At 67.8% G+C, this 24,425-nt stretch carries 24 protein-coding genes; 13 read left to right on the top strand and 11 right to left on the bottom strand.

Annotated features, from left to right (window positions below):
• The first annotated feature begins 21 nt into the window (after window positions 1–21).
• The 6 genes from nucS to EJL01_RS05990 are packed head-to-tail and all read left to right on the top strand — an operon-like array spanning window position 22 to window position 5,942.
• Window positions 22–717, top strand: a complete 696-nt coding sequence (gene nucS / locus EJL01_RS06015; protein WP_125106682.1) for an endonuclease NucS — start codon at window positions 22–24, stop codon at window positions 715–717.
• A gap of 10 nt (window positions 718–727) precedes the next feature.
• A complete protein-coding gene (locus tag EJL01_RS06010; protein ID WP_125106681.1) occupies window positions 728–1,828 on the top strand; it encodes a glycosyltransferase family 4 protein in 1,101 nt (366 codons plus the stop codon).
• Window positions 1,829–1,856: 28 nt separating this feature from the next.
• Entirely contained in the window at window positions 1,857–2,606 is a 750-nt protein-coding gene (locus EJL01_RS06005; protein ID WP_241209122.1) for an HAD hydrolase-like protein, read from the top strand.
• 23 nt (window positions 2,607–2,629) lie between these two features.
• Entirely contained in the window at window positions 2,630–4,552 is a 1,923-nt protein-coding gene (locus tag EJL01_RS06000) for a DUF2207 family protein (protein ID WP_125106680.1), read from the top strand.
• A 10-nt stretch (window positions 4,553–4,562) separates the two neighbouring features.
• On the top strand, window positions 4,563–5,258 hold the full coding sequence (locus EJL01_RS05995) for a phosphatase PAP2 family protein (RefSeq protein WP_125106679.1): 696 nt from the start codon (window positions 4,563–4,565) through the stop codon (window positions 5,256–5,258).
• A 9-nt stretch (window positions 5,259–5,267) separates the two neighbouring features.
• Window positions 5,268–5,942 carry a DedA family protein gene (locus EJL01_RS05990; protein ID WP_241209121.1) on the top strand — a complete coding sequence of 225 codons (675 nt, stop codon included), beginning with the start codon at window positions 5,268–5,270 and terminating at the stop codon, window positions 5,940–5,942.
• Here EJL01_RS05990 and EJL01_RS05985 read toward each other — a convergent pair.
• From EJL01_RS05985 to dnaK, 6 genes are all read right to left on the bottom strand, one after another.
• Window positions 5,939–6,766, bottom strand: coding sequence for a formate/nitrite transporter family protein (locus EJL01_RS05985; RefSeq protein ID WP_125106678.1), 828 nt, complete (start codon window positions 6,764–6,766; stop codon window positions 5,939–5,941). The genes EJL01_RS05990 and EJL01_RS05985 overlap by 4 nt on opposite strands.
• Before the next feature lie 32 nt (window positions 6,767–6,798).
• Entirely contained in the window at window positions 6,799–7,734 is a 936-nt protein-coding gene (locus EJL01_RS05980; RefSeq protein ID WP_125106677.1) for a D-alanyl-D-alanine carboxypeptidase family protein, read from the bottom strand.
• A gap of 95 nt (window positions 7,735–7,829) precedes the next feature.
• Complete coding sequence (locus tag EJL01_RS05975) at window positions 7,830–8,282, bottom strand: heat shock protein transcriptional repressor HspR (protein ID WP_125107426.1); 453 nt, start codon at window positions 8,280–8,282, stop codon at window positions 7,830–7,832.
• A 28-nt stretch (window positions 8,283–8,310) separates the two neighbouring features.
• Window positions 8,311–9,312, bottom strand: a complete 1,002-nt coding sequence (locus EJL01_RS05970) for a DnaJ C-terminal domain-containing protein (RefSeq protein ID WP_125106676.1) — start codon at window positions 9,310–9,312, stop codon at window positions 8,311–8,313.
• Window positions 9,313–9,418: 106 nt separating this feature from the next.
• A complete protein-coding gene (locus tag EJL01_RS05965) occupies window positions 9,419–10,129 on the bottom strand; it encodes a nucleotide exchange factor GrpE (protein WP_125106675.1) in 711 nt (236 codons plus the stop codon).
• Between the two features lie 2 nt (window positions 10,130–10,131).
• Complete coding sequence (gene dnaK / locus EJL01_RS05960; protein WP_125106674.1) at window positions 10,132–11,997, bottom strand: molecular chaperone DnaK; 1,866 nt, start codon at window positions 11,995–11,997, stop codon at window positions 10,132–10,134.
• Window positions 11,998–12,249: 252 nt separating this feature from the next.
• Here dnaK and EJL01_RS05955 point away from each other — a divergent pair, with 252 nt between their 5' ends.
• The 3 genes from EJL01_RS05955 to EJL01_RS05945 are packed head-to-tail and all read left to right on the top strand — an operon-like array spanning window position 12,250 to window position 14,956.
• Complete coding sequence (locus tag EJL01_RS05955) at window positions 12,250–12,639, top strand: BlaI/MecI/CopY family transcriptional regulator (protein ID WP_125106673.1); 390 nt, start codon at window positions 12,250–12,252, stop codon at window positions 12,637–12,639.
• 15 nt (window positions 12,640–12,654) lie between these two features.
• Complete coding sequence (locus EJL01_RS05950) at window positions 12,655–13,503, top strand: M56 family metallopeptidase (protein WP_125106672.1); 849 nt, start codon at window positions 12,655–12,657, stop codon at window positions 13,501–13,503.
• A 10-nt stretch (window positions 13,504–13,513) separates the two neighbouring features.
• Window positions 13,514–14,956, top strand: coding sequence for an MFS transporter (locus EJL01_RS05945; RefSeq protein ID WP_241209120.1), 1,443 nt, complete (start codon window positions 13,514–13,516; stop codon window positions 14,954–14,956).
• On the opposite strand, the gene EJL01_RS05940 is transcribed toward EJL01_RS05945, so the two are convergent.
• From EJL01_RS05940 to EJL01_RS05925, 4 genes are all read right to left on the bottom strand, one after another.
• A complete protein-coding gene (locus tag EJL01_RS05940; protein WP_125106671.1) occupies window positions 14,953–15,435 on the bottom strand; it encodes a PPC domain-containing DNA-binding protein in 483 nt (160 codons plus the stop codon). The genes EJL01_RS05945 and EJL01_RS05940 overlap by 4 nt on opposite strands.
• Window positions 15,432–16,004 (bottom strand): GNAT family N-acetyltransferase, encoded by a 573-nt coding sequence (locus tag EJL01_RS05935; RefSeq protein ID WP_125106670.1) that lies wholly within the window; start codon window positions 16,002–16,004, stop codon window positions 15,432–15,434. Before EJL01_RS05935 ends, EJL01_RS05940 begins: the two co-directional genes overlap by 4 nt.
• A 125-nt stretch (window positions 16,005–16,129) precedes the next feature.
• Window positions 16,130–17,728, bottom strand: coding sequence for a DUF7059 domain-containing protein (locus EJL01_RS05930; protein ID WP_164509731.1), 1,599 nt, complete (start codon window positions 17,726–17,728; stop codon window positions 16,130–16,132).
• 46 nt (window positions 17,729–17,774) lie between these two features.
• Entirely contained in the window at window positions 17,775–18,800 is a 1,026-nt protein-coding gene (locus EJL01_RS05925; RefSeq protein WP_164509730.1) for an LLM class flavin-dependent oxidoreductase, read from the bottom strand.
• A 134-nt stretch (window positions 18,801–18,934) separates the two neighbouring features.
• Between EJL01_RS05925 and EJL01_RS05920 the strand changes: the two genes are divergently transcribed.
• Genes EJL01_RS05920 through EJL01_RS05910 form a run of 3 tightly spaced genes read left to right on the top strand, consistent with a single transcriptional unit; the run spans window position 18,935 to window position 21,697 of the window.
• Window positions 18,935–20,014 (top strand): trypsin-like serine peptidase, encoded by a 1,080-nt coding sequence (locus tag EJL01_RS05920; protein WP_125106667.1) that lies wholly within the window; start codon window positions 18,935–18,937, stop codon window positions 20,012–20,014.
• A 4-nt stretch (window positions 20,015–20,018) separates the two neighbouring features.
• Window positions 20,019–20,957, top strand: a complete 939-nt coding sequence (locus tag EJL01_RS05915; RefSeq protein WP_125106666.1) for a hypothetical protein — start codon at window positions 20,019–20,021, stop codon at window positions 20,955–20,957.
• Between the two features lie 14 nt (window positions 20,958–20,971).
• A complete protein-coding gene (locus EJL01_RS05910) occupies window positions 20,972–21,697 on the top strand; it encodes a DUF4333 domain-containing protein (RefSeq protein ID WP_125106665.1) in 726 nt (241 codons plus the stop codon).
• A gap of 9 nt (window positions 21,698–21,706) precedes the next feature.
• Here EJL01_RS05910 and EJL01_RS05905 read toward each other — a convergent pair whose 3' ends face one another.
• Window positions 21,707–22,957: an RsbRD N-terminal domain-containing protein gene (locus tag EJL01_RS05905; protein WP_125106664.1), complete on the bottom strand. Its 1,251-nt coding sequence runs from the start codon at window positions 22,955–22,957 to the stop codon at window positions 21,707–21,709.
• A 126-nt stretch (window positions 22,958–23,083) separates the two neighbouring features.
• Here EJL01_RS05905 and EJL01_RS05900 point away from each other — a divergent pair, with 126 nt between their 5' ends.
• The gene (locus EJL01_RS05900) at window positions 23,084–24,418 is read left to right on the top strand and encodes an MFS transporter (protein WP_125106663.1); all 1,335 of its coding nucleotides are present in this window, start codon (window positions 23,084–23,086) and stop codon (window positions 24,416–24,418) included.
• Window positions 24,419–24,425: the final 7 nt, after the last annotated feature.

The following is a 24,425-nucleotide window of genomic DNA, read 5'->3' as shown; positions in this document are numbered from 1 at the left end:
CCGAGCAGCTAACCTATCGGGGTGCGTTTGGTGATTGCTCGTTGCTCAGTCGACTATGTCGGTCGGCTCACTGCCCATTTGCCCGAGGCGACGCGTCTGCTGATCCACAAAGCCGACGGCTCGCTGCTCGTGCACAGCGACGGCGGCAGCTACAAGCCCCTCAACTGGATGAGCCCTCCGTGCGTGTTCGCCGAGGTCGAGCCGAGCGATGAGCAGGCGGATGCGGGCATCGCGAAGATCTGGGAGGTCACCCACAAGAAGACGGGCGACAAGCTCCGCGTGCAGCTTTTCGAGATCATCAGCGACTCCGACCACCACCTCGGCGTCGACCCGGGCCTCACCAAGGACGGCGTCGAGGCCCACCTGCAGGAGCTCCTCGCCGCGCAGATAGAGCGGCTCGGTGACGGCCACGAATTCGTGCGCCGCGAGTACATGACGGCGATCGGCCCCGTCGACATTCTCGCGCGCGACGAGTCGGGCAAGTCGGTCGCCGTCGAGATCAAGCGCCGCGGCGAGATCGACGGCGTCGAGCAGCTCACCCGCTACCTTGAGCTGATGAACCGCGACCCGCTGCTTGCGCCGGTGACCGGCGTGTTCGCGGCGCAGGAGATCAAGCCGCAGGCCCGCACACTTGCCGAGGACCGCGGCATCCGCTGCGTCGTGCTCGACTACGACGACATGCGCGGCACCGATTCGGGCGCTCCGCGGCTGTTCTAGGCTGCCCGCGATGCGATTCTTCTTCGACGCCAGGTACATCCGCACCGACTTTCACGACGGCATCAGCCGCTACACGGCGCAGCTCGGCAGCGCCGTGCACGCGCTCGCCGCCGACGAGGTGACGTTTCTCATTCATGACCGGCGCCAGCTCGAGCACCTGCCCGAGGGTGCCAACTGGCTGCTGTTTCACTCGAACGAGTCGGCGCTCGAGCCGATCGCGGCGCTGAAGCTGAACAAGTACCGGCCCGACGTCGTCTTCTCGCCGCTGCAGACCATCGGCACGACCGGCCGCAAGTACAAGGCGATCGTGACGCTGCACGACCTCATCTATTACCGGCACCGCCGCCCGCCGAGCAATCTCAATCTCGCGCTGCGCCTCGGCTGGCGCGCGTACCACCTCACCTACTGGCCGCAGCGGGCCGCACTCAATGGCGCCGATGCCGTTGCGACGGTGTCGGAGGTCTCGAAGCGCGAGATCGACGGCCATCGCCTCACGAAGCGGCCGGTGCACGTGATTCCGAACGCGCCGAACGACCTGCGCGCGCTGCTGCCCACCGACGCGAGCCCCGCATCCGGCACCGGCCGCAATCTCGTCTATATGGGCTCGTTCATGCCGTACAAGAACGTCGAGACGCTCATTCGCGGCATGGAGCTGCTGCCCGACCGCACCCTGCACCTGCTCAGCCGCATCTCGCCCGAGCGGCTCGAAGAGCTCGAGCGCATCGTTGAGCAGACGCCGCTCGCCGACGGCTCCGAGATCGTGTTCCACGGCGGCGTCAGCGACGAGGAATACGCGGGGCTGCTCGCCGACGACGCGCTGCTCGTCACCGCCTCGCTCGACGAGGGCTACGGCCTGCCGATCGCCGAGGCGCTCGCGCTCGGCGTGCCCGCGGTCGTGAGCGACCTCGAGATCTTCCACGAGGTCGCAGGCGACGGCGCCGCCTACTTCGCGGCGACGAGCCCCGACGAGTTCGCGCAGCAGGTCGAATCACTCAGCACGCCCGAGGGGCGCCAGGCGACATCGGCCGCCGGTCTCGAGCACATTTCGCGGTTCACGTGGGCTGCCTCGGCGCAGCGGCTGCTCGAGCTGGCGCGCGAACTCGCCGGCTAGCCAGGCGGTCGCAGCTACCCTGGAGCGCGTGACCACCGACGAATCGATTGAGACCCGCACGGCGCAGCCCGCCGCATCCCTGCCGCCCCGCGCCGTGAGCCTGCCGCACGGCACCGGCATCGCGCCGTTTACGGCCGTGCTGTGGGATCTCGACGGCACGATCAGCGACTCGGCCGCCGGCATCATCGACGCGATGCGCCGCACCTATGACACGCTGCGCATGCCGATTCCCGACGGCGCGACGCTGCGCAGCTACGTCGGCCCTCCGATCATCGACACGTTCCGCGAGCAGGGGCTCGACGACGCGATCGAGATCAACCACGCGCTCGAGACGTACCGCGAGATTTACGACGCGGATGGCCTGCTCGCGTCGCCGCAGTTCCCCGGCGTCGGCGACATCATCCGTGAACTGAACGCCGCTGGCATGCCGCAGTCGACCGCGACGAGCAAGCCCGAGGATGCTGCGACCCGCGTGCTCGAGGCGTACGGTCTCGCCTCGCAGTTCGACTTCATCACCGGCGCGACCGCCGACGAGTCGCGCTCCGAGAAGGCCGACGTCGTAGCCGAGGCGCTCGCTCGCCTGCGCGGCGCCGGCGTCGACCTTAGCAACGTGCTCATGATCGGCGACCGGTTCTACGACGTCGAGGGCTCGGGCGAGCACGGCGTACCCGCGACCTACGTCACCTGGGGCTACGGCCACCTCGGCGAGGAGACCGGCGCGGTCGCGGTCGTGACGACCCCGGCCGAGCTGCGCAGCGTGTTGGGACTGCCGCAGTAGGGGGCCGGCGAGTGAGGAGCAGGATGCGCACACAACGACTCCCCCGCCCCGCCGCCTTCACGGTGCTCGCGACGCTGCTCGCCGCGATCATCCTGGCGCTGACCCCGACCGCCGCGAGCGCGCAACAGCCTGCAGCCACCGGCGTCAATGACTTCTCGTTTTCGAGTTGGCACACCGAGATCGACGCGACGATCGACCGAGGCGCCTTCGGCGGCGAGGTCGTGCGCTCGAAGTTCACCGAGACCATCACGGCCGAGTTCCCCGATTTCGACCAGAACCGCGGCATCGTGCGCGGGATTCCCGTCGACATGGGCGGGCAGACGATGCGCATCGAGGATGTCTCGGTGACCGATGGCGACGGCAATCCCGTGCCGTACGATACCGAGCAGGAGTTCGGGGCGAACGACCTCGTGCTCGTGATCGGCAACGAGTTCGTGCACGGCTCGACGACCTACGTGATCGAGTACACCCTCGTGAACACGCTCATCGCGTATGACTCTTCGTACCCCCACGTGCTCTACGCGCCAAACCTCACGCCGCCGAATCGGTACCAAGACATCGAGGAGTTCTCGGCCGAGGTGCGCCTCGACTCCGAGATCTGGCAGGCGCTGCGCGAGCAATCCGACTACGACGACTCCCCCGACTACGACGGCCTCGACGCGAACTGCTACATCGGCGCGAGCTTCAAAGATGACTACTGTGACTTTTCGGTCGAATCTGGTGACGGCGTCACGGTCATCACCGTCGATTCGGTGAACCTCGGCGAGGAGGACGTCACGCTCGACCTGCGGCTCGACGCGAGCGAGGTGCAGCTGCCGAACTTCCTCGAGAAGCTCAGCGACACGCAGCGGCTCGCGTTCTGGCTCGTGCTCGGCACGCTCGCCGTGGCGATCGCACTGCTCGTGCTGCTGCAGCGCTCGCGCAGGCCCCGGCCGCTCACGCCGATCATCCCCCGCTACTCGAGCGACATCTCGCCCATTCGAGCGGCCATCGTGCTGCAGGGTGGTCGCCTGCCGGATCAGGGCCCGCCGTTCCGTGCCCACGTGCTCGACGCCGCCGTGCGCGGTGGCGTGCTGCTCGAGGAGTACCGGCCGAAGAATGCCAAGCCAGACTCGAAGCCACTTGTACGAGTGCGCTATGCCGAGCCCACCGAGGAGCTCCCGGGGCAGACCAAGCATTTCCTCCACAATGTGCTGGACATTCGCGAGTCGGGCGACAACGAGTTGCTCGTGAATAACAGCCAGACGCTCGTGAAGCGCTGGCGCCCGTTCGTCAAGGCCGCGGTCAAGCGGGTCGAAACGGATGGGCTCGCCGACGTTTCGGGGCGGGTGCGGCTTTGGAAGCTGCTCGCGTCGATCGCTATCTTGCTCTTCATCGCCGCCGTTGCGTTCGTGATCGGGCAATTCGCGCATGTGAGCGAGGACGTCATGTGGATTCCCCTCTGCTCAACGATCCTCGGCATCGTGGCCGTCATTGCGCTGCTCGTCGTGATCACCCTCAACCCACGCACACTCACCCAGTCGGGACGCGAGGTGCTCACCGAACTCTACGGCGTGCGCGACTACCTGCGCCTCGCCGAGGAAGACCGACTTCGAGCGCTGCAGGGCCCCGACACCGCCGAGCGCATCTCCGGGCCTGGCCCCGACTCAGCGACCGTGCTGCACGTGTACGAGCGGCTGCTGCCATTCGCGGTGCTGTTCAAGATGTCCAAGAAGTGGTCGGAGCTCATCGATCTCAAATACGCCGAAGCGCAAACCTCGCCGTCGTACGTGAGTGGTCACGCCGCGGGCATCATGTGGGCCGACCAGCAACTCCACGGGGTGAGCCCGACTTACTCCGCGCCGAGCGACTCGAGCGGCGGCGGCTACTCAGGCTCGTCGAGCTCGTTCTCGGGCGGCGGCGCGGCCGGCGGCGGTTTCGGCGGAGGTTCAGTCGGCGGGCACTAAATTCGCAGCCATGACTGATCCGAAGTTGACGCGTGAGGTGAGCGCCAGGGTCTCGCGACGCTGGCCGCTCGTCTCGGCCATTACGGCGTTCGTGCTCGTCGCGGTGCTCGCGCTCATCGTTGTCTACCGCGAGGCGAACAAGCCGTTCGGCTTCGAGGTCGAGTGGATGAGCGAGCTCGTCGAGCACCGTGGCGAGCCCTGGACCTGGCTCGCGCTTATTTTCAATAGCGTCGGCGGTGGCGTGCTCGCGATCGCCGTGATTCCCGTCGTGACGATCGTGGGGCTGCTACTGCTTCGGCGGCCGTGGGCGGCGCTCTACTACGCCTCCGCGACAATCCTCGCGACGCTCATCGTGCAGCTCGTGAAGAACATCGTCGGGCGCCCGCGCCCCCTCGACATCCTCGTCGCGGCCGACCCAGGGTCGTTCCCTTCGGGCCACAGTGCGAATGCTGCGGTCATGGCTGCGACGTTCGCGATCATCTTCCCCCGCGTCTGGGTCTGGGTCGCCGGCGCGGTCTACACGGTCGGCATGATGCTCTCGCGTACCTACCTCGGCGCGCACTGGATCTCCGACACCATCGGCGGCCTGCTCATTGCGCTCGGCATCGCGATCATCATCTGGGCTCCGCTCGCGAGCCGGCTGCAGCGCGAGCGCGAGCGACCGCATCCGCCTATCTGGCAACGCGTCTCCAGCGAAACCGCATAGCCTCTCGTGGTGCCGTTTCATTTCGCGATCCTCGACATCCTTGACCCCGAGACCTTGCTGCCCGCGCTCGGGCCCTGGGTGCTCATCGGCATCGGTATCATCATCTTCATCGAGTCGGGGGTGCTCTTCCCATTCCTGCCCGGCGACTCGCTGATCGTCACCGCGGCGATTCTCGCGACGCAGCTCGGCCTCACGCCGTGGTCGATCGCCATCGTCGCGATTGTCGCCGCCATCGCGGGCGACCAGGTCGGCTACTGGCTCGGCATCCGCTTCGGGCGCCGGTTGTTCAAGCCGGATGCGCGCATCCTGCGTACCGAACACCTCGAGACGGCCGAGCGGTTCTTCGCGAAGTACGGCCCGTTCGCGCTCGTGCTCGGCCGCTTCGTGCCCATCGTGCGCACCTATGTGCCGCTCGCCGCGGGTACTGCGTCGCTGAAGTACCGCCGCTTCGTCATGTGGAACGTGCTCGGCGCCCTGCTCTGGGTGATCAGCCTCACGCTCGTCGGCACGCTGCTCGGCGGCATTCCGTTCGTGCGCGACAACATCGACGTACTCGCGATCGTCATCGTGCTCGTCTCGGTGCTGCCGGTCGTCATCGGCGCGCTCGTGCGCTGGCGCCGCGAGCGTAAGAATGGCCGCGCCGTGGAGCCGATCGTCGCCGACGACGCGAGCCTGCTCGACTAATCGCGAGGGGCCTCGCGCGACTCGAGGCGCTCATCCACCTCGGCCTCAACGCGCGGTCGTCCGCCGACCAGCCAATATCCGGCGCCGACGATCAGTCCGCCGCCGACTAGGTTGCCAAGCCCGACCCAGAGCAGGTTACCGCCGAACAGCGCCCAGCTCGCGTTCGGGTCGCCGAGCAGTAGGCCGATGCCGTAGGTCGTCATGTTCGCGACGACGTGCTCGAAGCCCGAACTGATGAACGCCGTGATTGCGGCGAAGATGAGCAGGATCTTCGCGACCTCGTTCGCGACTCGCGCGGCCATCCAGATCGCGAGGCAGACAAGCAGATTGCAGAGGATGCCACGGGTGAACAACTCGAGCGGACCTTCGGCTGCCTTCGCGGCGAGCAGTTCGGTGAGCATCGAACCGCCGGCGGCGTTCGCGCGCAGCACGCCCGAGGCGACGATGAGCGCTGAGAACGCGAGCGCGCCGAGCAGGTTCGCCGCGAACGTCGCGAGCATGCCGCCGAGCGCGCGCAGGCCCGAGATACTGCGCATGAGCGCACCCTGCGTCGCGATCATCATGGTTGAGGTGACGAGCTCGCCGCCCGCGAAGACCACGATGGTGAGCGCGACGCCGAACACGAGGCCGGCGACGAGCTTCGCGAAGCCGTCGCCGGCCTCGATGAGCGGGCCCGCCGTGCAGACCATGAGTACGACGCCGACGCCGATGTAGGCGCCAGCGAGCATGCCCGAAACGAGAAGCCGACCGGGTGTGCGCAGCAGCGCCATCTTTGTCGCCGCGGCCTGCGCCTGGGCTTGCAGGGTGTCAGGAATAGCGAGCACGTCGGCGCCTTCTCGAAGTGGTGGTCGCGGCCCTAGTCTTCGTAGTCGGGGGCCGGTTCGACGCCGAGGAACTCCTCGTACGTCGCCGCGCCCGACTCGTGGTAGTCCGCGGCGGCGTCAACGCCGATGAAGCGATAGTGCCACGGTTCGTACTCGTACCCCGTCACGTCGGTCTCGCCATCGGGGTAGCGCAGGATGAAGCCGTACTCGTGCGAGTGCGCGACGAGCCAGTCGCTCGCTTCGGTTTCTCCAAAGCACTCGGTGAGGACGCAGTCGCTCTCGCCGGGCGCCGAGATGTCGGCCGCGAGGCCAGTCTGGTGCTCGCTTGATCCGGGGCGCGCGCTCGTGAGATCGGCGCCCTTCTGCCCGAGGTCTTCGACGTAGCCGTTGTAGAGCTCGGTCTGGAGGTCGTAGTCGCGGTAGCCGCTCGCCATGTCGAGCGTGATGCCGTCGGCGAGCGCGGCTTCGTACATGTCCTTGAATGCCTCGGCCGCGTCCTCGCGCAGCGAGTGATCGTTCATCGACGGGACGTCTAGTTTGGTGAGCTTGATCGTCGGCTTCGGCGCGTAGTCGACGGGGTCGAGCGAATAGTGCTTGTTCACGAGCACCGTGACGCTGCTGCCCGTCGAGATGTCGTAGGGCAAGTCGGTCGTCGGGGCGGCGGATGCGGTGGGCGTGGCCGTCGCGGTCGGGGACTCGCTCGCGGTGCCGGACGCGCTCGGCGTCGACGACGCGCTGCTCGAGGGCGTTACCTGGCTGGCCGAACTCGAGTTCGTCGCCTGCACGACCGTGACGACATCGGCGGGCGCGCCCCAGCCGGTCGCCGCCGCGAAGCCGATGCCCACCACCGCGAGCGCCGCGGCACCGGTGATACCGATGACGGCGCGGCGCCGAGCGTAGTTCGGGGTGGTGGTCGACTCGTCGGGGGTGGTCAACGGGTCGGCAGACTCGCTCGGTGAAGACGTCATTCGGCACTTTCTGTTGGACTCGTGCCAGTTTCGCACGCAGAAGGATCCCCGACGGGGAGTACCCGCCGGGGATCCTACGCACGGATGGCGCGCGCCTAGCCGCGGTCGTCGTCGCCCGGCTCGGGCTCCACGCCGCGCGGACGCCAGAGCACGATCTCATTACGGTTGCGCACGCGCTGGCCGCGGGCGACCGCGATGACCTCGCCGTAGCCCGCCGCGAAGACCCGCTCACGGGAGCGCTTGCGCTGCTCCTCGAGCTCGCCCTCGAGGTCACGCACGCGCCGCTTGAGCTCTTGCACTTCTTCGCGCAGTCGCACGACGTGCGAGATGCCCTCGAGCCCGACACCGGCCTCGCTCAGGGAGCCGATCTCGCGGAGCTTCGCGACGCCGGCGAGCGAGTAGCGGCGTACGCGACCCGCGGTCCGGGCGGGTACGACGAGGCCAAGCCGGTCGTACTGCCGCAACGTCTGCGGGTGCATGCCCGCGAGCTCGGCCGCGACGGCGATCGGGAAGACGGGTGCGTCCTCATCCACCTCGTGGGGATCCATTGCACGCATCACCGGCACCTCCTTCTCGCTAGCTGCGGGCCTCGCGCATCAGCTCGGCACGCGGGTCGTCGTCACCGCTTACGGCGACGAAGTCCTCGAGCGCCTTGCGCTGCTCGTTGTTGAGGTTCTGCGGCACGGCGACCTCGATGCGCACGAGCAAATCGCCGCGGCCGCGCTTGCGGGGCACGCCGCGCTCCTTGACTCGCAGGCGCTTGCCCGACGGCGAGTGCGCGGGCACGCGCACCTTGACGGTCTTGCCGTCGGGCGTCGGCACCTCGATGTTCGCGCCGTTGACGGCCTCGGCAAACGTGACGGGCACCGTGACGATGATGTTGTCGCCGTCGCGCGAGAACACGGGGTGCGGGCGCACCGACACCTCAAGGATGAGGTCACCGGGCTCGCCGCCGTTTGGGCTCGGCGCGCCCTTGCCGCGCAGGCGAATCTTCTGGCCATCCTTGACGCCCGCCGGGATGCGCACGGTAATGACCCGGCCGTCACCTGCCTGCAGGTCGATCGTGTCGCCGCGGAAGGCGGTCATGAAGCTCAGGGTCGTCTGCGCGCGCTGGTCGGCGCCGCGCTGCGGGCCGGCCTGGCGGAAACCTCCGCCAAAGCCGCCTGGTGCACCGGCGCCCTGACCGAACATGGTGAAGAGGTCTTCGTAGGCGCCCGCGCCGCCCTGGGTGCCGCGGTAGGAATACCCGCCGCCGCCGCCCTGGTTGAACAGGCCGCCGAAGAGGTCGTCGAAGCCGGGCTGACCGCCGGGGCCACCCGGGCCCGCCGAGAAGCGGGCGCCCGAGCCCATGGCGCGAATCTGGTCGTACTCTTTGCGCGTCGTTTCGTCGCTGAGTACGTCGTACGCCTCGGAGATCTCCTTGAACTTCTCCTCGGCCGCCGTGTCACCCGGGTTGGAATCGGGGTGGTACTTGCGCGCGAGTTTGCGATAGGCCTTCTTCAGGTCGGCCTCGCTGATGTCCTTGTCGACCCCGAGCGTCTTATAAAAGTCTTTCTCGAACCAGTCCTGGCTGGCCATACGCTGCTCCTTTCACGCGAGACGGGATGCGCCTCGCAGCTGGATGGGGAATGCGGGGGTGGTACACCTGCCGCATCCCCATCCGGGGCCACACTCAGGTGTGCAGTTAGTTCGCGGGAACGAAGACCGCGACCTTGGCTGCGCGGATCTCGCGATCGCCGATGCGGTAGCCCACCTCGATGACGTCGGCGATGGTCGCCTCGGTCACCTCGGGGTTCGGCAGCTGCGCGATCGCCTCGTGCTGCTGCGGGTCGAAGGGCTCACCCTTCGCGCCGTAGCGCTCGACGCCGAGTCGCTCGATGGCCGCACGGAGCTTGCTCGCGATCACCTGGAGCGAGCTGCCCTCGGGCAGGTCGCCCGCGGCATCGGCGCGGTCGAGGTCGTCAAGCACCGGCAGCAGCTGCTTGGCCGCCTTCGCGGTCGAGAGCGCTGCGAGCTCCTCCTTCTCGCGCTCGGTGCGGCGGCGGAAGTTCGCGTACTCGGCCTGCACCCGCTTGAGATCGGTGAGGTAGCTGTGCTCCTCCTCGTTGGCGGGCTCGGGATCGGTGTCGCCCTGCGAGTCGCTCGCGGTCGAGGCCTGCATGGCCTCCTCGAGCAACGAGTTCAGGTCGTCCTCGGAGATGGTGGGGAGGTCCTCAGCAGCCTGGTCGCCGGCCGGGGCCGAGTCGGTGCCCGAGGCATCCGACCCGACCTCGGCATCGGCGGCGGCCGAACCCTCCTCGCGAACCTTCCCGGTCTCAGGGTCGATGCGTCGCTTGTCGTTGACGATCGGCTCCTCGCGCTCGTTCTGGTTGTCGTTCGGGTTCTGGTCGCTCATTGCTACTTGTCCTTGTCCTCGTCTTCGTCTTCGACGATCTCGGCGTCAACGATGTCGTCGTCGGCCGCCTGGCCCGCGTCGCCCTCGTTGGGGGCCTGCGGAGCCTCGCCAGCCTCCTGCTGCGAAGCGTAGATCGCTTCGCCGAGCTTGGTCTGCGACTCGTTGAGCTTGTCGAACGCGGTCTTCACTGCGTCGTCGTCGTCACCGGCGAGTGCGGTCTTCAGCGCGTCGACGTCGCCCTGAACCTCGTTCTTGACATCGGCGGGGAGCTTGTCCTCGTTCTCCTTGATGACCTTCTCGACCTGGTAGGCCGTAGTCTCGGCAACGTTGCGCTGCTCAGCAGCCTCGCGACGCTTCTTGTCTTCGGCCTCGTTCTCTTCCGCCTCGCGCACCATGCGGTCGATGTCTTCCTTCGGCAGGCTCGAGCCGCCGGTGATCGTCATCGACTGCTCCTTGCCGGTGCCCTTGTCGGTCGCCGAAACATGCACAATGCCGTTCGCGTCGATGTCGAAGGTGACCTCAACCTGCGGGATTCCGCGGGGTGCCGGCGCGATGCCGGTGAGTTCGAAAGTGCCGAGCGGCTTGTTGTCGCGGGTGAACTCGCGCTCGCCCTGGAACACTTGGATCTGCACCGACGGCTGGTTGTCCTCGGCCGTGGTGAAGGTTTCGCTGCGCTTAGTCGGGATCGCGGTGTTGCGCTCGATGAGCTTCGTCATGATGCCACCCTTGGTCTCGATACCGAGGCTCAGCGGGGTGACGTCGATGAGGAGGACGTCCTTGCGCTCGCCCTTCAGCACACCGGCCTGCAGGGCGGCGCCCATGGCGACGACCTCATCGGGGTTGACGCCCTTGTTCGGCTCCTTGCCGCCGGTGAGCTCCTTGACGAGCTCGGTGACGGCGGGCATGCGGGTCGAACCACCGACGAGCACCACGTGGGCGATGTCGGAAACCTTCACGCCGGCCTCGGCGATGACGTCGTGGAACGGCTTCTTCGTGCGCTCCAGCAGGTCGCTCGTGAGCTCCTGGAACTTCGCACGGCTCAGCGAGACGTCGAGGTTCGCGGGGCCCGCCTCGGTGAGCGAGAGGTACGGGAGCTGAATCGTGGTGTTGCTCGAGTTCGAGAGCTCCTTCTTCGCCTGCTCCGCGGCCTCCTTGAGTCGCTGGAGCGCGATCTTGTCGTTCGCAACGTCGACACCGGTCTGCTTCTTGAACTCCTCGATGAGGTACTCCACGATGCGCTGGTCCCAGTCGTCACCACCGAGACGGTTGTCACCGGCGGTCGCGCGAACCTGAATGGTCGAGAAGTCGTCGTCCTTGCCCACCTCGAGCAGCGACACGTCGAACGTACCGCCACCAAGGTCGAACACGAGGATGAGTTCGTCTTCCTTACCCTTGTCAAGGCCGTATGCGAGCGCCGCGGCGGTGGGCTCGTTGATGATGCGAAGCACGTTGAGGCCCGCGATCTCACCGGCCTCCTTCGTGGCCTGACGCTCGGCGTCGTTGAAGTACGCCGGAACGGTGATGACCGCGTCGGTGACGCTGTCACCGAGATAGGTCTCGGCGTCGCGCTTGAGCTTCGACAGGATTCGCGCCGAAATCTCCTGCGGCGTGTAGGTCTTGCCGTTGATCGACTTGGTCCAGTCAGTACCCATGTGGCGCTTCACCGAAGCGATGGTGTTGTCGACATTGGTGACCGCCTGGCGCTTCGCGGTCTCGCCGACGAGGACGTCGCCGTCCTTCGTGAACGCGACCACCGAAGGGGTGGTGCGCATACCCTCGGCGTTGGCGATGACCTGCGGCTCGCCACCCTCGAGGACCGCGACGACGGAGTTGGTCGTACCGAGGTCGATACCTACTGCACGTGACATATGTGTGGCTCCTTGCGTGTTGGAACGATTGTCGGGAAGTTGTCTACGGCGGGATTCCGCCGATCGACCAGACCCAGGAACCCCACCAGGGCGACCCTGAGTCGATCTACCTCAAGTTTAGGCTTGAGCCGGATCATGTCAAGTTGAGAAAGCTGAGAGTTGAGTGAACCCGACTCAACTTTGCCGGATCCCCTTTTCGGTCCTGTCGGCGTAGCATTACGACAAGTCGTAGAAGCCGAATTGGGAGGACAGATGCCGGGAACTCGCACACGCGAGCGTGGTGAGCTTGAGACGCAGATCATGCGCGTGCTCTGGAATTCCGGGGCCCCGATGTCGGCGAAGGATATTCAGGCGCAGTTCGATGCAGCCGCGAGCGACGGCGATCCCGTGCCCGCCTACACGACGCTCGTCACTGTGCTTGGGCGGCTCGAGAAGAAGGGTGCCGTGCAGCGCGAGGCGGCGTCACCGCGCAAGGTGCGTTACACCGCCTCCCGCTCACAGGAAGAGCAGGCGAGCAGCACGATGCTCGCGGCGCTCGATCGCGTCGCCGACCGCGAGGTCGCGCTCATGCAGTTCGCCGGCAACCTCGACCAAGACGACCTCGACCTGCTCCGCCGCGCCCTCGACGGGGCCCGAGCCTAGGGGCGCCCCGGCACCATGATCCCCGGCCTGGTCTCGTTGCTGCTCGCCTCGGCGCTGCTCATCGTGGCGCCGAAGCTGCTCGCGCGCGGCACCTGGCAGGTGCGCTACCCGCTGCGGGCCCTCGCGCTCTGGTTCGCGAGCTTTGCCCTCGGCAACGTGCTCGCTGGCGTGGCCATCGTGCTCGCGATCTCCGACACGCTCAACCCACCCGAGCATCCGGTCATCACGGCCGAGTTCGACACGGTCGTTGCGTTTGTGACACCGTGGCTCGCACTCATCGTCGTAGCCGGCACGATCATCACGATCTCCCGCGGCGCCGAGCCGGTGATGGAGTCCGAACGCGAGGTCATCGACGTCTTCCGCGAGCGCGCAGTCTCGGTCGACGAGCGACCGGGCCTCACGCTCGTTCGCATCGACGCGCCCCGGCCGTTCGCGTGCGCGGTGCCGGGCACCGCATCCGGCCGTTCACCAGAAATCTTCTACTCGACGTCGCTCGAAGAGATCCTCACGAAGCCGCAGCTGCAGGCCGTGCTCGCGCACGAGTACGCGCACCTCAAGCAGGGCCACAGTTGGCTCGTGCGCATCGCCGAGACGAACGCGCGCACGCTGCCGCAGTGGCTCGCCGCGAGCTCCGGGCTGCAGCGCGCGACGCGCCTATTCACCGAGCTGGCGGCCGACGATGCCGCGTGCACCCAGGCCGGCACAGGCAATCTCGCCGACGCGCTCGTGCGCATGGGCGAGGTCACGAACGACCCGATCGCGGGCGTGCGCGCCGAACGGTTGCACCGCCGCAGCACCCGCACGCGCGCGGCGTCGGCGCAGGTGCCCGAGGCGATCCGCCTCAGCGTCACCGAGACCACCTAGACTCCGGGGCGTGAGCAGGCACGACTCCCCCACCAACGCGGCCCAGAGCGGCGATCTTGTCACCCTCGACGGCACCCGAATGACGGTGAAGGAGCAGCGGCGGCAATCGTTCGCGTGGCAGCTCTACGACGTCGGCAACTCGGCGTTCCAGGCGGTCGTCGTCACGTTCGTGTTTGCGACCTACCTGGCGTCTGATCTGTTTCTCGACCCCGCCGCCGTCGCGGCCGGCCGGGCGGACCCGAACGACCCCGTGTATCTCACCGCGCAGGCCGGCTCGCAGCAGGTCATCAGCGGGCTCAGCCTCGCCGCCGCAATCATCGTCGCGGTGCTCGCCCCAGCGCTCGGCCGCGCGACCGACGGCTCGGGGCGGCGCAAGTTCTACCTTGTGATCTTCTCGGGCGTGACGATCGCGGCGATGCTGGTGATGTTCTTCGTCTATCCCGAGGCCGAGCTGCTCGCGTTCGGTGCGCTGTTGCTCGCCATCGGCACCGTCTTCTCGGAGCTCGCGATGGTGAGCTACAACGCGATGCTCTCGCAGGTGTCGACGAAGGAGAACGTCGGTCGTGTCTCGGGCACCGGCTGGGGGCTCGGCTACATCGCCTCGATCGTGCTGCTGCTCGTCGTGCTCGTGCTGTTCATTCAGGACTTCAACGGGGATGCGCCGGGCTCGGGCTTGTTCGCGACGCCTTCCGGTGCCGACGGCGCGGCCCTGAACATCCGCCTCACCGTGGTGGTCTCGGCGATCTGGTTCGCCGGCTTCCTGCTGCCGGTGATCTTCCGCGTGCCCGAGGCGCCGCGTCGCGCGGATGTGCCGAGGGTGTCGATCTTGCAGGCGTACGCCTCGCTCTGGCGCACGATCGTGCGCCTGTGGCGCACCGACCGGAAGCTGCTGCAATTCTTCGTCTCGAGCGCGATCTTCCGCGACGGCCTTGGCGCGATCTTCGCGTGGGGCGCCGTGCTCGCGGCCCAGGTGTACGGTTTCTCGCCGAGTGAGGTCATCTACTTCGCCGTTGTCGCGAACCTCGTCGCCGGGCTCGGCACGCTGTTGGCGGGACGCCTCGACGACCGCATCGGCCCGAAGCCGGTGATCATCGCTGCGCTCGTGTCGATGCTCATCGCCGGCGTCGTGCTCATGTTCACCTCGAACGACAAGATCGTGTTCTGGGTGATCGCGAGCATCCTCTGCCTGTTCGTCGGGCCCGTGCAGACCGCGTCGCGCACCTACCTGTCGCGCGCGACACCGGCCGGACATGAGGGCGAGCTGTTCGGCCTCTACGCGACAACCGGCCGGGCGGCCGGCTGGATCTCGAACCTGCTCTACTTCGCGTTCATCAGCTGGCTGATGGTGCCGAAGGCGGGCGTCTGGGGCATTCTGCTCACCCTCGCAATCGGCCTCGTGGTCATGCTCACGGTGCCCGCGAAACCGAAGGTCACCGACCTGCAGGCCACCTAGTCGAGGGCGTAGATGTCCAGGCCGAGCGAGTCGTCCATCGTCTTGTACGTGGCCTCGCTCGTGCGAATGAAAATCTCGCACGCCCCATTGACCCAGGTCTCCTTGAGGTGGCCCGCGAGCGCCGTGTAGTCGGCGCGGCCGAGCGTGATGTGCAGATGCACGAGCGGCTCGCGCGGCTCGGCGTCGGCCTTGAGTGAGACGTTGCCCTGCAGCGCCACGATCTCCATTTGCTCGTCGAACTCGCGGTCGATGTAGCTCAGGTCGACCGGGTCGCGGAAGCGCAGGGTCGCCCGCGCGACGGCGCCGATGCCCTCGATGCTGCCGCCCGAGATACCCTGCGACGCGACGAACTCGGTGACCGCCGCGACGAGCTCGTTGCCGGTGTGCACGCTGAGCACGTAGCCCCCGGCGATCTCGCGGGCGGTCCAGGTGTCTCCGTGGATCGCGCGGGTGGCGTAGTTGCCGGTCGGCTCGCTCATACGATGGCCTCCTGAGCAAGTGCGGTGGCGGGATGTTCGGGTGCGAGTCGGGGCACAGCCGGGCCCTGCGCATCGCGCGCGAGCCGCACATCCGGTTTCGCGGCGTTCGGCCAGCGCCAGACGGGCTCTTCGAAGCGGGCGAAGCCGAGCTTCGCGTAGAAGCGCTCGGCGCGGGGGTTGTCGTCGAGCATCCAGAGCCAGGCGGCGCGGTCGCCGAGCACGGCGTCGACGAGGCCCCGGCCGAGGCCCGTGCCGTGAGCGATCCGGAGCGTGTAGAGGAGCTTGAGTTCGGTAGCTCGGGGCGCATCGACGTCGGCCGAGGGGCGCGCGAGCGCGAAGCCGGCGGGCGTGCCATCGACAAAGCCGATGCACGCGTGCAGTTCGGGGTCGTGGTGGGCGCGCTCGAGGGCGGCGAGCCAGTCGTTGCGTCGCTCTTCGGTATCGCTGAGCTCGTCGATACGCTGCTGCGGGATCTTGCCCGCGTAGGTCTCTTGCCATGCCTGGTTGTGAATGTCCACCAGGGTCTCGATGTCGGCCACGGATGCGTGTCGAATGCTGGTAACTGGCATCCGGAAACGATACCGCTCTCCCCACGTCTCGCAAGAGAGGGTTGAGTGGTCATTTTTTGTAGTTCTGGCGGTGCCAGAACTACAAAAAATGACCACTCAACCCCCTCCCAGAGTTTGGGGCTCGGTTACATCCAGGCGGGGCGGAGGAAGCCGAGGGAGACGAGGGTGCGGGCGTCCGCCAGCACCGAGGCGAGCAGGGCATCCTGGTCGACCTCGAGCAGCGCGGCGATCGCGACGAGAATCTGGCGCGCCGTGAGCTCGCCGTCGCAGACCGACACGAACGAGGCGAGCTCGGTCGACTCGGGGAACGTGCGGCGGAAGCCACCGCCCTGCCGCAGCAGGATCGCCGAGGGGTCGGGGTTGCCGGGCAGCGTCCAGCGCTCTTCGGTGACGTCGCCCGCGACGACGAGCGTCTCGTCGGCGAGATCCTCATCGCTGCGCTCGCGCAGCCAGTCGTCGGCGTCGAAGGTGTCACGAATGCGCTCGCCAAGCGGCTGCTCGAGTTGGTGCGGCAGCGTCTCGAAGCGGCGCACGGCCTCGACGCCGGGGGTCTCGGGGCGGTGCAGCAGCAGCATGCCCATGCCAATCGACTCGACACTGCGCGACTCGAAGTCGGCGAGGTAGCGGGTGAACTGCTCGCGCCAGCTGTCGAGCTCACGGTTCTCAGCCGCATCCTTGAGCCACATGTCGGCGTACTCGATCGGCTCGGCATGCTCGCGCTCGATCACCCAGAGGTCGGCCTCCTCGCCCGGCCAGGTCTCGATGCGCGAGTGCCAGGTCTCGTCACCCTCGTGCACCTCCCAGTTGCCGAGCATCACGGCGATGCCGCCGGGGGTGAGGTGCGCGCCGAGGCCGCGAATCAGATCCTCCACCAGCCGGTCACCGGGGCGGCCGCCGTCGCGGTACGTGTACTGCTCGCTTGCCTCCTCGCCCTGGCGGCGCGGCGTGATGACGAACGGCGGGTTCGTCACGACGAGGTCGAACTCCTCGCCGTCCACGGGCTCGAGCAGGTCGCCCGTGCGCAGCGAGACACGCGCCTCGAGGTTCGCCGGGTCGAGCCCGAGCGCCGGCGCGTTGAGCAGCAGGTTGAAGCGCGCGAACTCGATCGCGCGCTCTGAAATGTCGGTGGCGACGACGCGCTCGGCGTGCTGCAGCAGGTGCATCGTCTGCACGCCCATCCCCACCCCAAGATCGAGTGCGGTCGAGACCGGCTGCCGAGGCGTGAGCTGCGCGAGGTTCGTCGTCGCGGGGCCGATGCCCACGACGTGGTCGCGGCGCAGCGGCTGGTCGACGGACACCTGCAGGCCGCCGAGGTCGCTCGCAACGAACAGCTCGACCGTCTCGTCGCCCGCGGCGACGGCGTAGGGCCGAATGTCGAAGCGCGGGGTCACGGTGCCGTCGGCGGCGGGCTCGTTGAGGATGCGCGCGCCAAGCAAGTCGTCGGCCGCCGGCAGCGTCGCGAACGGCACGGGCTCGGCGAGCAGGAACAGGCGAATCAGCGCCGCGAGCGGCGGGTTCTTGTCGGCGTCGCGCTCGAGCACGAAAATCGCGGGAACGAGCAGGTCACGGTGCAGGGCGGCGGCGGCGTCGGCGCCGAGCAGCGCCTCGACACCGTCGACGGTGAAGCCGGCGTCGCCGAGGGCCTCGCGGATGCGGTTGAGTCGCGCCTGATCGTCGGTCGCGGGCGCGTCGGTCGGGTCGTCAAACTGCACGATGGATGTCACCGCATCATTCTTGCAGCCGCGCCCGCCCGCCGACGCCGAGTCGCCGCTATTCGGTGGCGGAGCCCAGCCCGAACTCGCGCGCGAGCTCGACGAGCGAGTGCTCACGGGTCGCGAAATCGTAGCCGTTCGGCTGCATGATCAGCTCGTCGGCGCCGGTGATCTGCACAAGGCGCTTGAGCCCATCGGCGACAAGGTCGGCGGGGCCGACATGCTGGCTGCCGGCCGCGCGCTTCCAGAGGTCGCCGTTCACGACGCGCTCCGAGAACGTCTTCGCGTCCTCTGGGGTCAACGTCGGGCCGATCTCGCCCGCGAACAGCTGGTACTTGAACACGCGCGTCGGCAGGTCGAGGCGGCGCCCCTCCTCGATGCTGTCGGCGACGAGCACCGACGCCGACACCATCGCCTTTGGCTCGGCGAGCGCGGCCGAGGGGCGGAAGTTCTCGCGGTAGTGGTCGAGCGCCTGCACGGGGTTGCCGTTCATCGCAAAGTGATTCGCGTACGAGTACGCCATGCCGAGCACACCGGCGAGCTCGGCCGAGTAGAGGCTCGAGCCGAGCAGCCAGATTTCTGGGGTGTTCGGCACCTCGGCGGCGGCGCGCAGCTTCTTGAACAGCTCGGGGTCGACCTGCTCGTGCACATCGCCGAGGTAGCCGGCGAGCTCGAGCACATCGGACGGGTAGCGGTCGACCGTTTCGCGCGACATGTCGCGGCGCAGTGCCCGCGCGGTGATCGGGTCGGTGCCGGGCGCACGGCCGAGGCCGACGTCGATCCGGCCGGGGTACATCGCCTCGAGCAGCGCAAACTGCTCGGCGATGACGAGCGGCGAGTGGTTCGGCAGCATCACACCGCCCGAGCCGAGGCGGATGCGCTCAGTGCCGGTGCCGAGGTACGCGAGCGCGACGGCCGGCGCGGTCGACGCGATCGCACCCGAGTTGTGGTGTTCGGCGACCCAGTAGCGCCCGTAGCCGAGCGCATCCGCTCGCTGCACCAGCGCGTGCGAGTCGTCGAGCGCCTCCTTGGGTGTCTGCGTGGCGTTAAGCGGAATGAGGTCGAGCACCGAGAACACAGTCATGGAGAGGGATAACGCAGAACCCCCGCCGGTCATTCCGGCGCCGGATGCGCGCGCCGCGGGTATTCGGGGATCATCGGCTCGGGCACAATGGAACAGACGGCGGTCACCGGGCCGTCTCCGCGAGAGGGGAACACATGCGCGCTTGGGGCCGACCCCGCGGCCGAGCGGTGCTCGCCGCCGTCGTGGCGCTCACCACCGCGGCGCTCAGCGGCTGCGCGGTGAGCAACATCGACGCCTCCTCCTCCGACAACGGCTACTCACCGTTCCTGCCCGAGGTGCACAGCGACGACTCGGGCCTGCGCCAGGAGTTCGAGGCGACTCCGCAGGAGTCGCACGAGTTCTGGTCTGACCCCGAGCGCCGCGACAACGCCGAGGGCATGGACTACCAGACTCCCGACAATGGCCTGCCCCCGGGCTCGGGTGACCCCGCGACCGGCGCCTATCTCTCGGCGACCGAGGCGATGCCGGCCGACCCGCAGGGGTACGGCGATGTTTCCGACGCCGAGGTGTTCGACCGCGCCGGGCTCGGCGCCTCCACCTTCGGCCGCCTCTATTTCACCTTCGACGGCGGCGACACCTATGTCTGCTCGGCCACGGTCGTGAACTCGACTTCGGGCAGCATCATCGCGACCGCCGCGCACTGCGCCGCGCAGACAGACGGCTCAGGCCAGCTCGCGCAGTCGATGTACTTCATCCCGGGCGACCGCGACAACGGCCGCGAGACCCCGTACGGCACCTGGGCCGCGACCGAGATGGTCGTGCCGCAACAGTTCATCGACGGCGCGATCACCGACGATTCCGGCATGCTTACGAGCGAAGAGGGCTGGAACTATGACTTCGCCTTCATCAAGCTCGAGGAGCAGAACGGCCAGACCATTCAAGAGGTCACCGGCGCACAGGGCATCGCCTTCGGTGTGCCCGTCGACTATCTCACCCAGGTCGGCTACCCCTCCGCCGCGCCGTACGACGGCACTGAGGAGTACATGTGCGCCTCAACGCAGTTCCAGTCGAACTGGCAGGGCGGCTACGCACACTCCTGCACCATGACACAGGGTTCGTCAGGCGGCGGCTGGCTCAGCGACTACGACGCCACCACAGGAACCGGCTACCTCGTCGGCGTCACCTCGACCGTCGACGAGATTCGCGGCACCGCGAACACGCCGGTGCTCGGGCAGACGGCGCTCGACCTCTACACCGACCTGGACGAGAGGTAGCGCCATGGCATCGAATCGGCGGATGCGCGTTACGGCGAGCGCGCTCGGTGCACTGCTTGCGGTGAGCGCGCTCGCGGGCTGTGCGAACCTCGAGAGCTTCGGTATTGACTCCAAGGTGCAACCGTGGGCGGTCGCGAACCACGACGACAAGCTCAGCTACCACTCTGAGGCGGGCGACGCCCTGCTCAACCTCGACACGACCACTGGCCTCGCCGAGCTCGAGACTTTCCAGGCCGTCGGCTATCACCACGTCGAGTCGCCCGACAGCTCGCTGCACATGGAGTACGAGACCTCGGTCGACGGCGAGAGCTACGTCTCGCAACTGCACACGAACGTCGAGGGCTACTCGTTCGACCAGTCGCACCGCGGCGGCGATACTGAGACGTATTACCTGCTCGGGGATGCGGTGAAGGAGGTCGCGAGCGAGGGCAAGAGCTGGGTCTCGGTGCCGACCGGCGACCTGAACCGCGCGCAGACCCCTGAAAACGTTTGCCAATTGTTCGCGGTGTCGTACACCTGCGCCCTCATCGACGCCTGGAACTCCTCGCGAGAGCAACTCGGCACCGTGCCGGTCGAACTTTCGCGGGCCGAGGACGGCAGCCAGCACTTCGCGACTGCGGTGTCGTACGCCTCGCTCGTCGAGCAGGGCCTCATCTCGGATTCCTTCTCGAACTATTCGAGCGAAGAGACCAACGCGACGCTGATTCCCATGCACCTCTGGGTCGACGAGACCGGTCTCGTCACGAAAGTCGAGGTCAACGGCGTGATCACGGGCGACGATGCGAGCGAGCTCGCCGTGCAGATCGGCTTCGAGCTCACATCGACGCGGCCATCGACCGAGATGACGCCGGTCGAGGTGGGCGATATTCCCGAGGACGACCTCTACGAGATCACCACGGAATCCCAGCTCGAGACGTTCTTGCAGCAACTGGCGCAGGTTTAGGAAGTAGGACGACCATGACGCACGACGCAGTCGAACCCGGCGAACCCCAGCCGAACCGCAGCACCATGCCGCCACTGCCGCGCATGCCGCAGCCGCAGCAGCAGGCACCCTCGGGCCAGCAGGCGCAGCGGGCAACGTCGGGTGCCCCGCAGCCGCACCAGCCAGCACACCCCCAACAGGATGCGCAGCGCCAGTACGGCGTGCCGGCGCGCGGCCAGTCCTATGGCCAGCCTGGGCGGCCTGGTCCCGGCCAGCCCCAACAGAGCCCATCCCTCTCGAGCCAGCTCGGCGGCACCGCAGCCACGCAACTCCAGCACCCCCAGCACCCGCCGCACGCCCAGGGCGCGGCCTACGCCCGCCCCGCGCATCCCGGCGCCGTCCAGTCGGGCCAGGCCACCACATCCGCTGCGCCGGTCGAGCCGAAGCGCAAGCGCAACCGCGCCGTGCCGTGGCTCGTGCTCGGCCTGCCGATCATGCTCGTCGTCGGTGTTGTCGCCGGCTACCTGCTCGCGACGAACTACAACTCGTTCGACAACCGCGCGGTCGAGGACTCGGTCGCGCAGGTGCTGCGCAACGACTACGGCCTGAGCGACCTGCGCTCGGTCGACTGCCCGAACTGGATCAAGGTCGAGCAGGGCCAGTCGTTCCAGTGCGAGTTCGAGTACGCGGGCGGCACGCAGACCGTCACGGTGACGCAGGGCTCGCAGTCGGGCCAGCTCGTCGTCGGCGCCCCCGAATAGCAAGTGCCGCTACGCCCAGCTGAGCACGACGCGCGCGGCCTGCTCGGGGACCGTCACGTCGACCCCAGTGAGCTCGTGAAAGCGGTTGAGCCGGTTGGTCAACGTGTTGCGGTGGCAGAACGTTTCAGTCGCGGCCTCGGCGACGTTGCCGCAGCGCAGGTAGGCGCGCACCGCCGACTCGAGGTTGCCGCGCTCGGCGACGCCACACCCCGCGAGCGCGGCCGCGATGTCGTCGGCGATGCTGAGCCGGCGCTCCTCGAGGTGGCGGCGCAGCAGCTTCGCCCAGTCGCGCGCGGGCGTGAGGGCGCGGCCCGTGCCCGGCTCGGCGAGGCCACCGAGGGCTGACGCGAGCTCGGCCGCGTCGTGCAGGCCGGCGAAGCCATCGACCTCGGCGATCAGGCCGAGCTCGACCTCGCGCAGCTCGGCCAGCGCATCCTGCACGACCTTCGCCGGCACGCCGCGCTGGCTGAAGAACGCGAGCAGGCTCGGGCCGCTGAAGTTCGTGAACACCTCGAGGCCGAGGCACTCGAGGTGGGTCACCGCAGTGCTCAGCGCCGACACCGAGCCGCCCGTCGCCACGGCGACCGTGAGGGTCGCCTCGGGCAGGATGCCGAGCTCGGTCGCAATCGAGGCGCAGCGCTCGGGCGGGGGCGGCGGCGACTGGAACAGCTCGGTGATGAGCGCGCGGCGGGCGAGCGCGGCGAGGTCGGACTGCCGGCGCACCTCGTCGAGGTACGACTCCTGCGTCGCGCGGGCGTAGGTGTCGACGACGTGCCAGACGAGCATCGAGTGGCGCAGCAGCAAGTCGGCGTCCTCCGAAGCCGAGACCGTGACGATCTCGTTCCAGATGAGCGCGAAGTCGAGGCGAATCGCGGTCATGAGCGAGGCCATCGGAATCTGCGCCCGGGCGCGCGTCGCGCCCACCTCATCCGCAATCGCGATGAGCTGGCTCGCGTCGCCCTCCGTGAGCGTCGCGAGCAGCGCGTCGAACGAGAGGTAGGCGATGCGCCGAATCTCGCTGAGCGGGATGCGCGGGTCGCGGTACTCGGGCACCTCGCGCACGGCAACGAGGTAGCGCTCGGCAAGATGCTCGGCCTCGACTCGGCCGAGCAATTCTCGCCACCTGCGGCGGTCGCCCGCCTGCGGCCAGTTCGCGAAATCGATGGTCGCGATGCCAGCCGCTTCGGCGAGTTCTGGGAACTCGGCTTGTGCGACGGGCGTCATTGACTGTTCGGGTTGCTCGGGGGTCGCCTGCATCATTCGCTCAGAATACGGGCACTTGCACAATCTGAGGCCGATGTCAGCGACGGATGCCAGTCGAAAGCGTGCCGAATTCCTGGTTGGCTTAGCCCAATTGGCAACGACGCCCCCATCAGAGGAGCACACATGACAACCCAAAACTCCCCAACCTCAAACATTGAGGTCGGCGCAACCCAGCAGCTCAGCACCAAAGAAGCGAACAAGGTTGCGCTCGGTGCGTTGATCGGCACCGCCCTCGAGTGGTACGACTTCTTCCTGTTCTCAGCCGCCGCGGCCCTCGTGTTCAACGTGCACTTCTTCGCGTCGGAAGACGCGACCGCAGCCGCGATGGCCTCGTTCGCCACCTTCGGTGTCGGCCTCGTCGCCCGCCCCATCGGCGGCATCATCTTCGGCCACCTCGGTGACCGCATCGGCCGCCGCAAGGTGCTCATGATCACCATCGTCGGCATCGGCATCGTCACCGGTCTCATCGGTGCACTCCCCGACTTCGCCGCGATCGGCATCGCCGCCCCGATCCTGCTCGTGCTGCTTCGCATCGCGCAGGGCCTATTCGTCGGTGGCGAGTGGTCGGGCGCCATGACCATCGTCGTCGAGAATGCGCCGCTCGAGCGCCGCGCCATCTACGCAGCGATTCCCCAGATCGGCTCGCCGATCGGCACCATCCTCTCGTCGGGCGGCTTCTTCCTCGTCGTGAAGTTCCTCTCGGAGGACACCTTCAACTCGTGGGGCTGGCGCATCCCCTTCCTCGCCGCGATTCCGCTGCTCTTCATCGCGATCTACATCCGTTCGAAGCTCGAAGAGTCGCCGGTATTCAAGGAGCTCATCGAGTCGGGCGAGACCGTGAAGAGCCCCCTTGCTGAGACGCTGAAGCACTCGTGGAAGCAGATCATCGTCGGCATGGCCGCCGCCCTCCTCGGCGTCGGTGGCTTCTATCTCGTGACCTCGTTCATCGTCTGGTACGGCACGAACATCCTGGGCTACTCGAGCGACCTGATGCTGCTCGGCAGCATGATCGCGGCCGTCGTCGAGATCCCCGTGCTCATCACGGGTGGCCGCCTCGGCGCCCGCTTCGGCGCGAGCAAGGTGATCTTCTGGGGCGGCCTCGCCTCGGCCGTCGCCGCCGTGCCAGCATTCTTCATGATCGTCTCGGGCAGCGAGATCCTCGTCATCATCGGCATGACCCTCGCGGTCGCCGCCCTGTCGTTCCCCTACGCCGCCTCGGGCACCGTGCTCACCGGCCTGTTTCCCGCAAAGACCCGCTACACCGGCGTCGGCCTCGCGCAGAACACCGCGGGCATGCTCTCGGGCTTCGTGCCGATGATCGCCACCGGCACCGTCGCGGCCGCGGGCAGCCACTGGTGGCCGGCGCTCGCGCTGCTCGTCTTCCTGTCGCTGTTCACCGCCGTCGCCGGCCTCATCGCGCCGCGTCTCAGCGTGAACCTGCCGGGCTTCAAGCACTAGTTCCACC

Origin of the sequence: Gulosibacter massiliensis, assembly GCF_900626105.1 — a bacterium.
Lineage (GTDB): Bacteria > Actinomycetota > Actinomycetes > Actinomycetales > Microbacteriaceae > Gulosibacter > Gulosibacter sediminis.
This window is presented reverse-complemented; position numbering and strand designations above follow the sequence as displayed.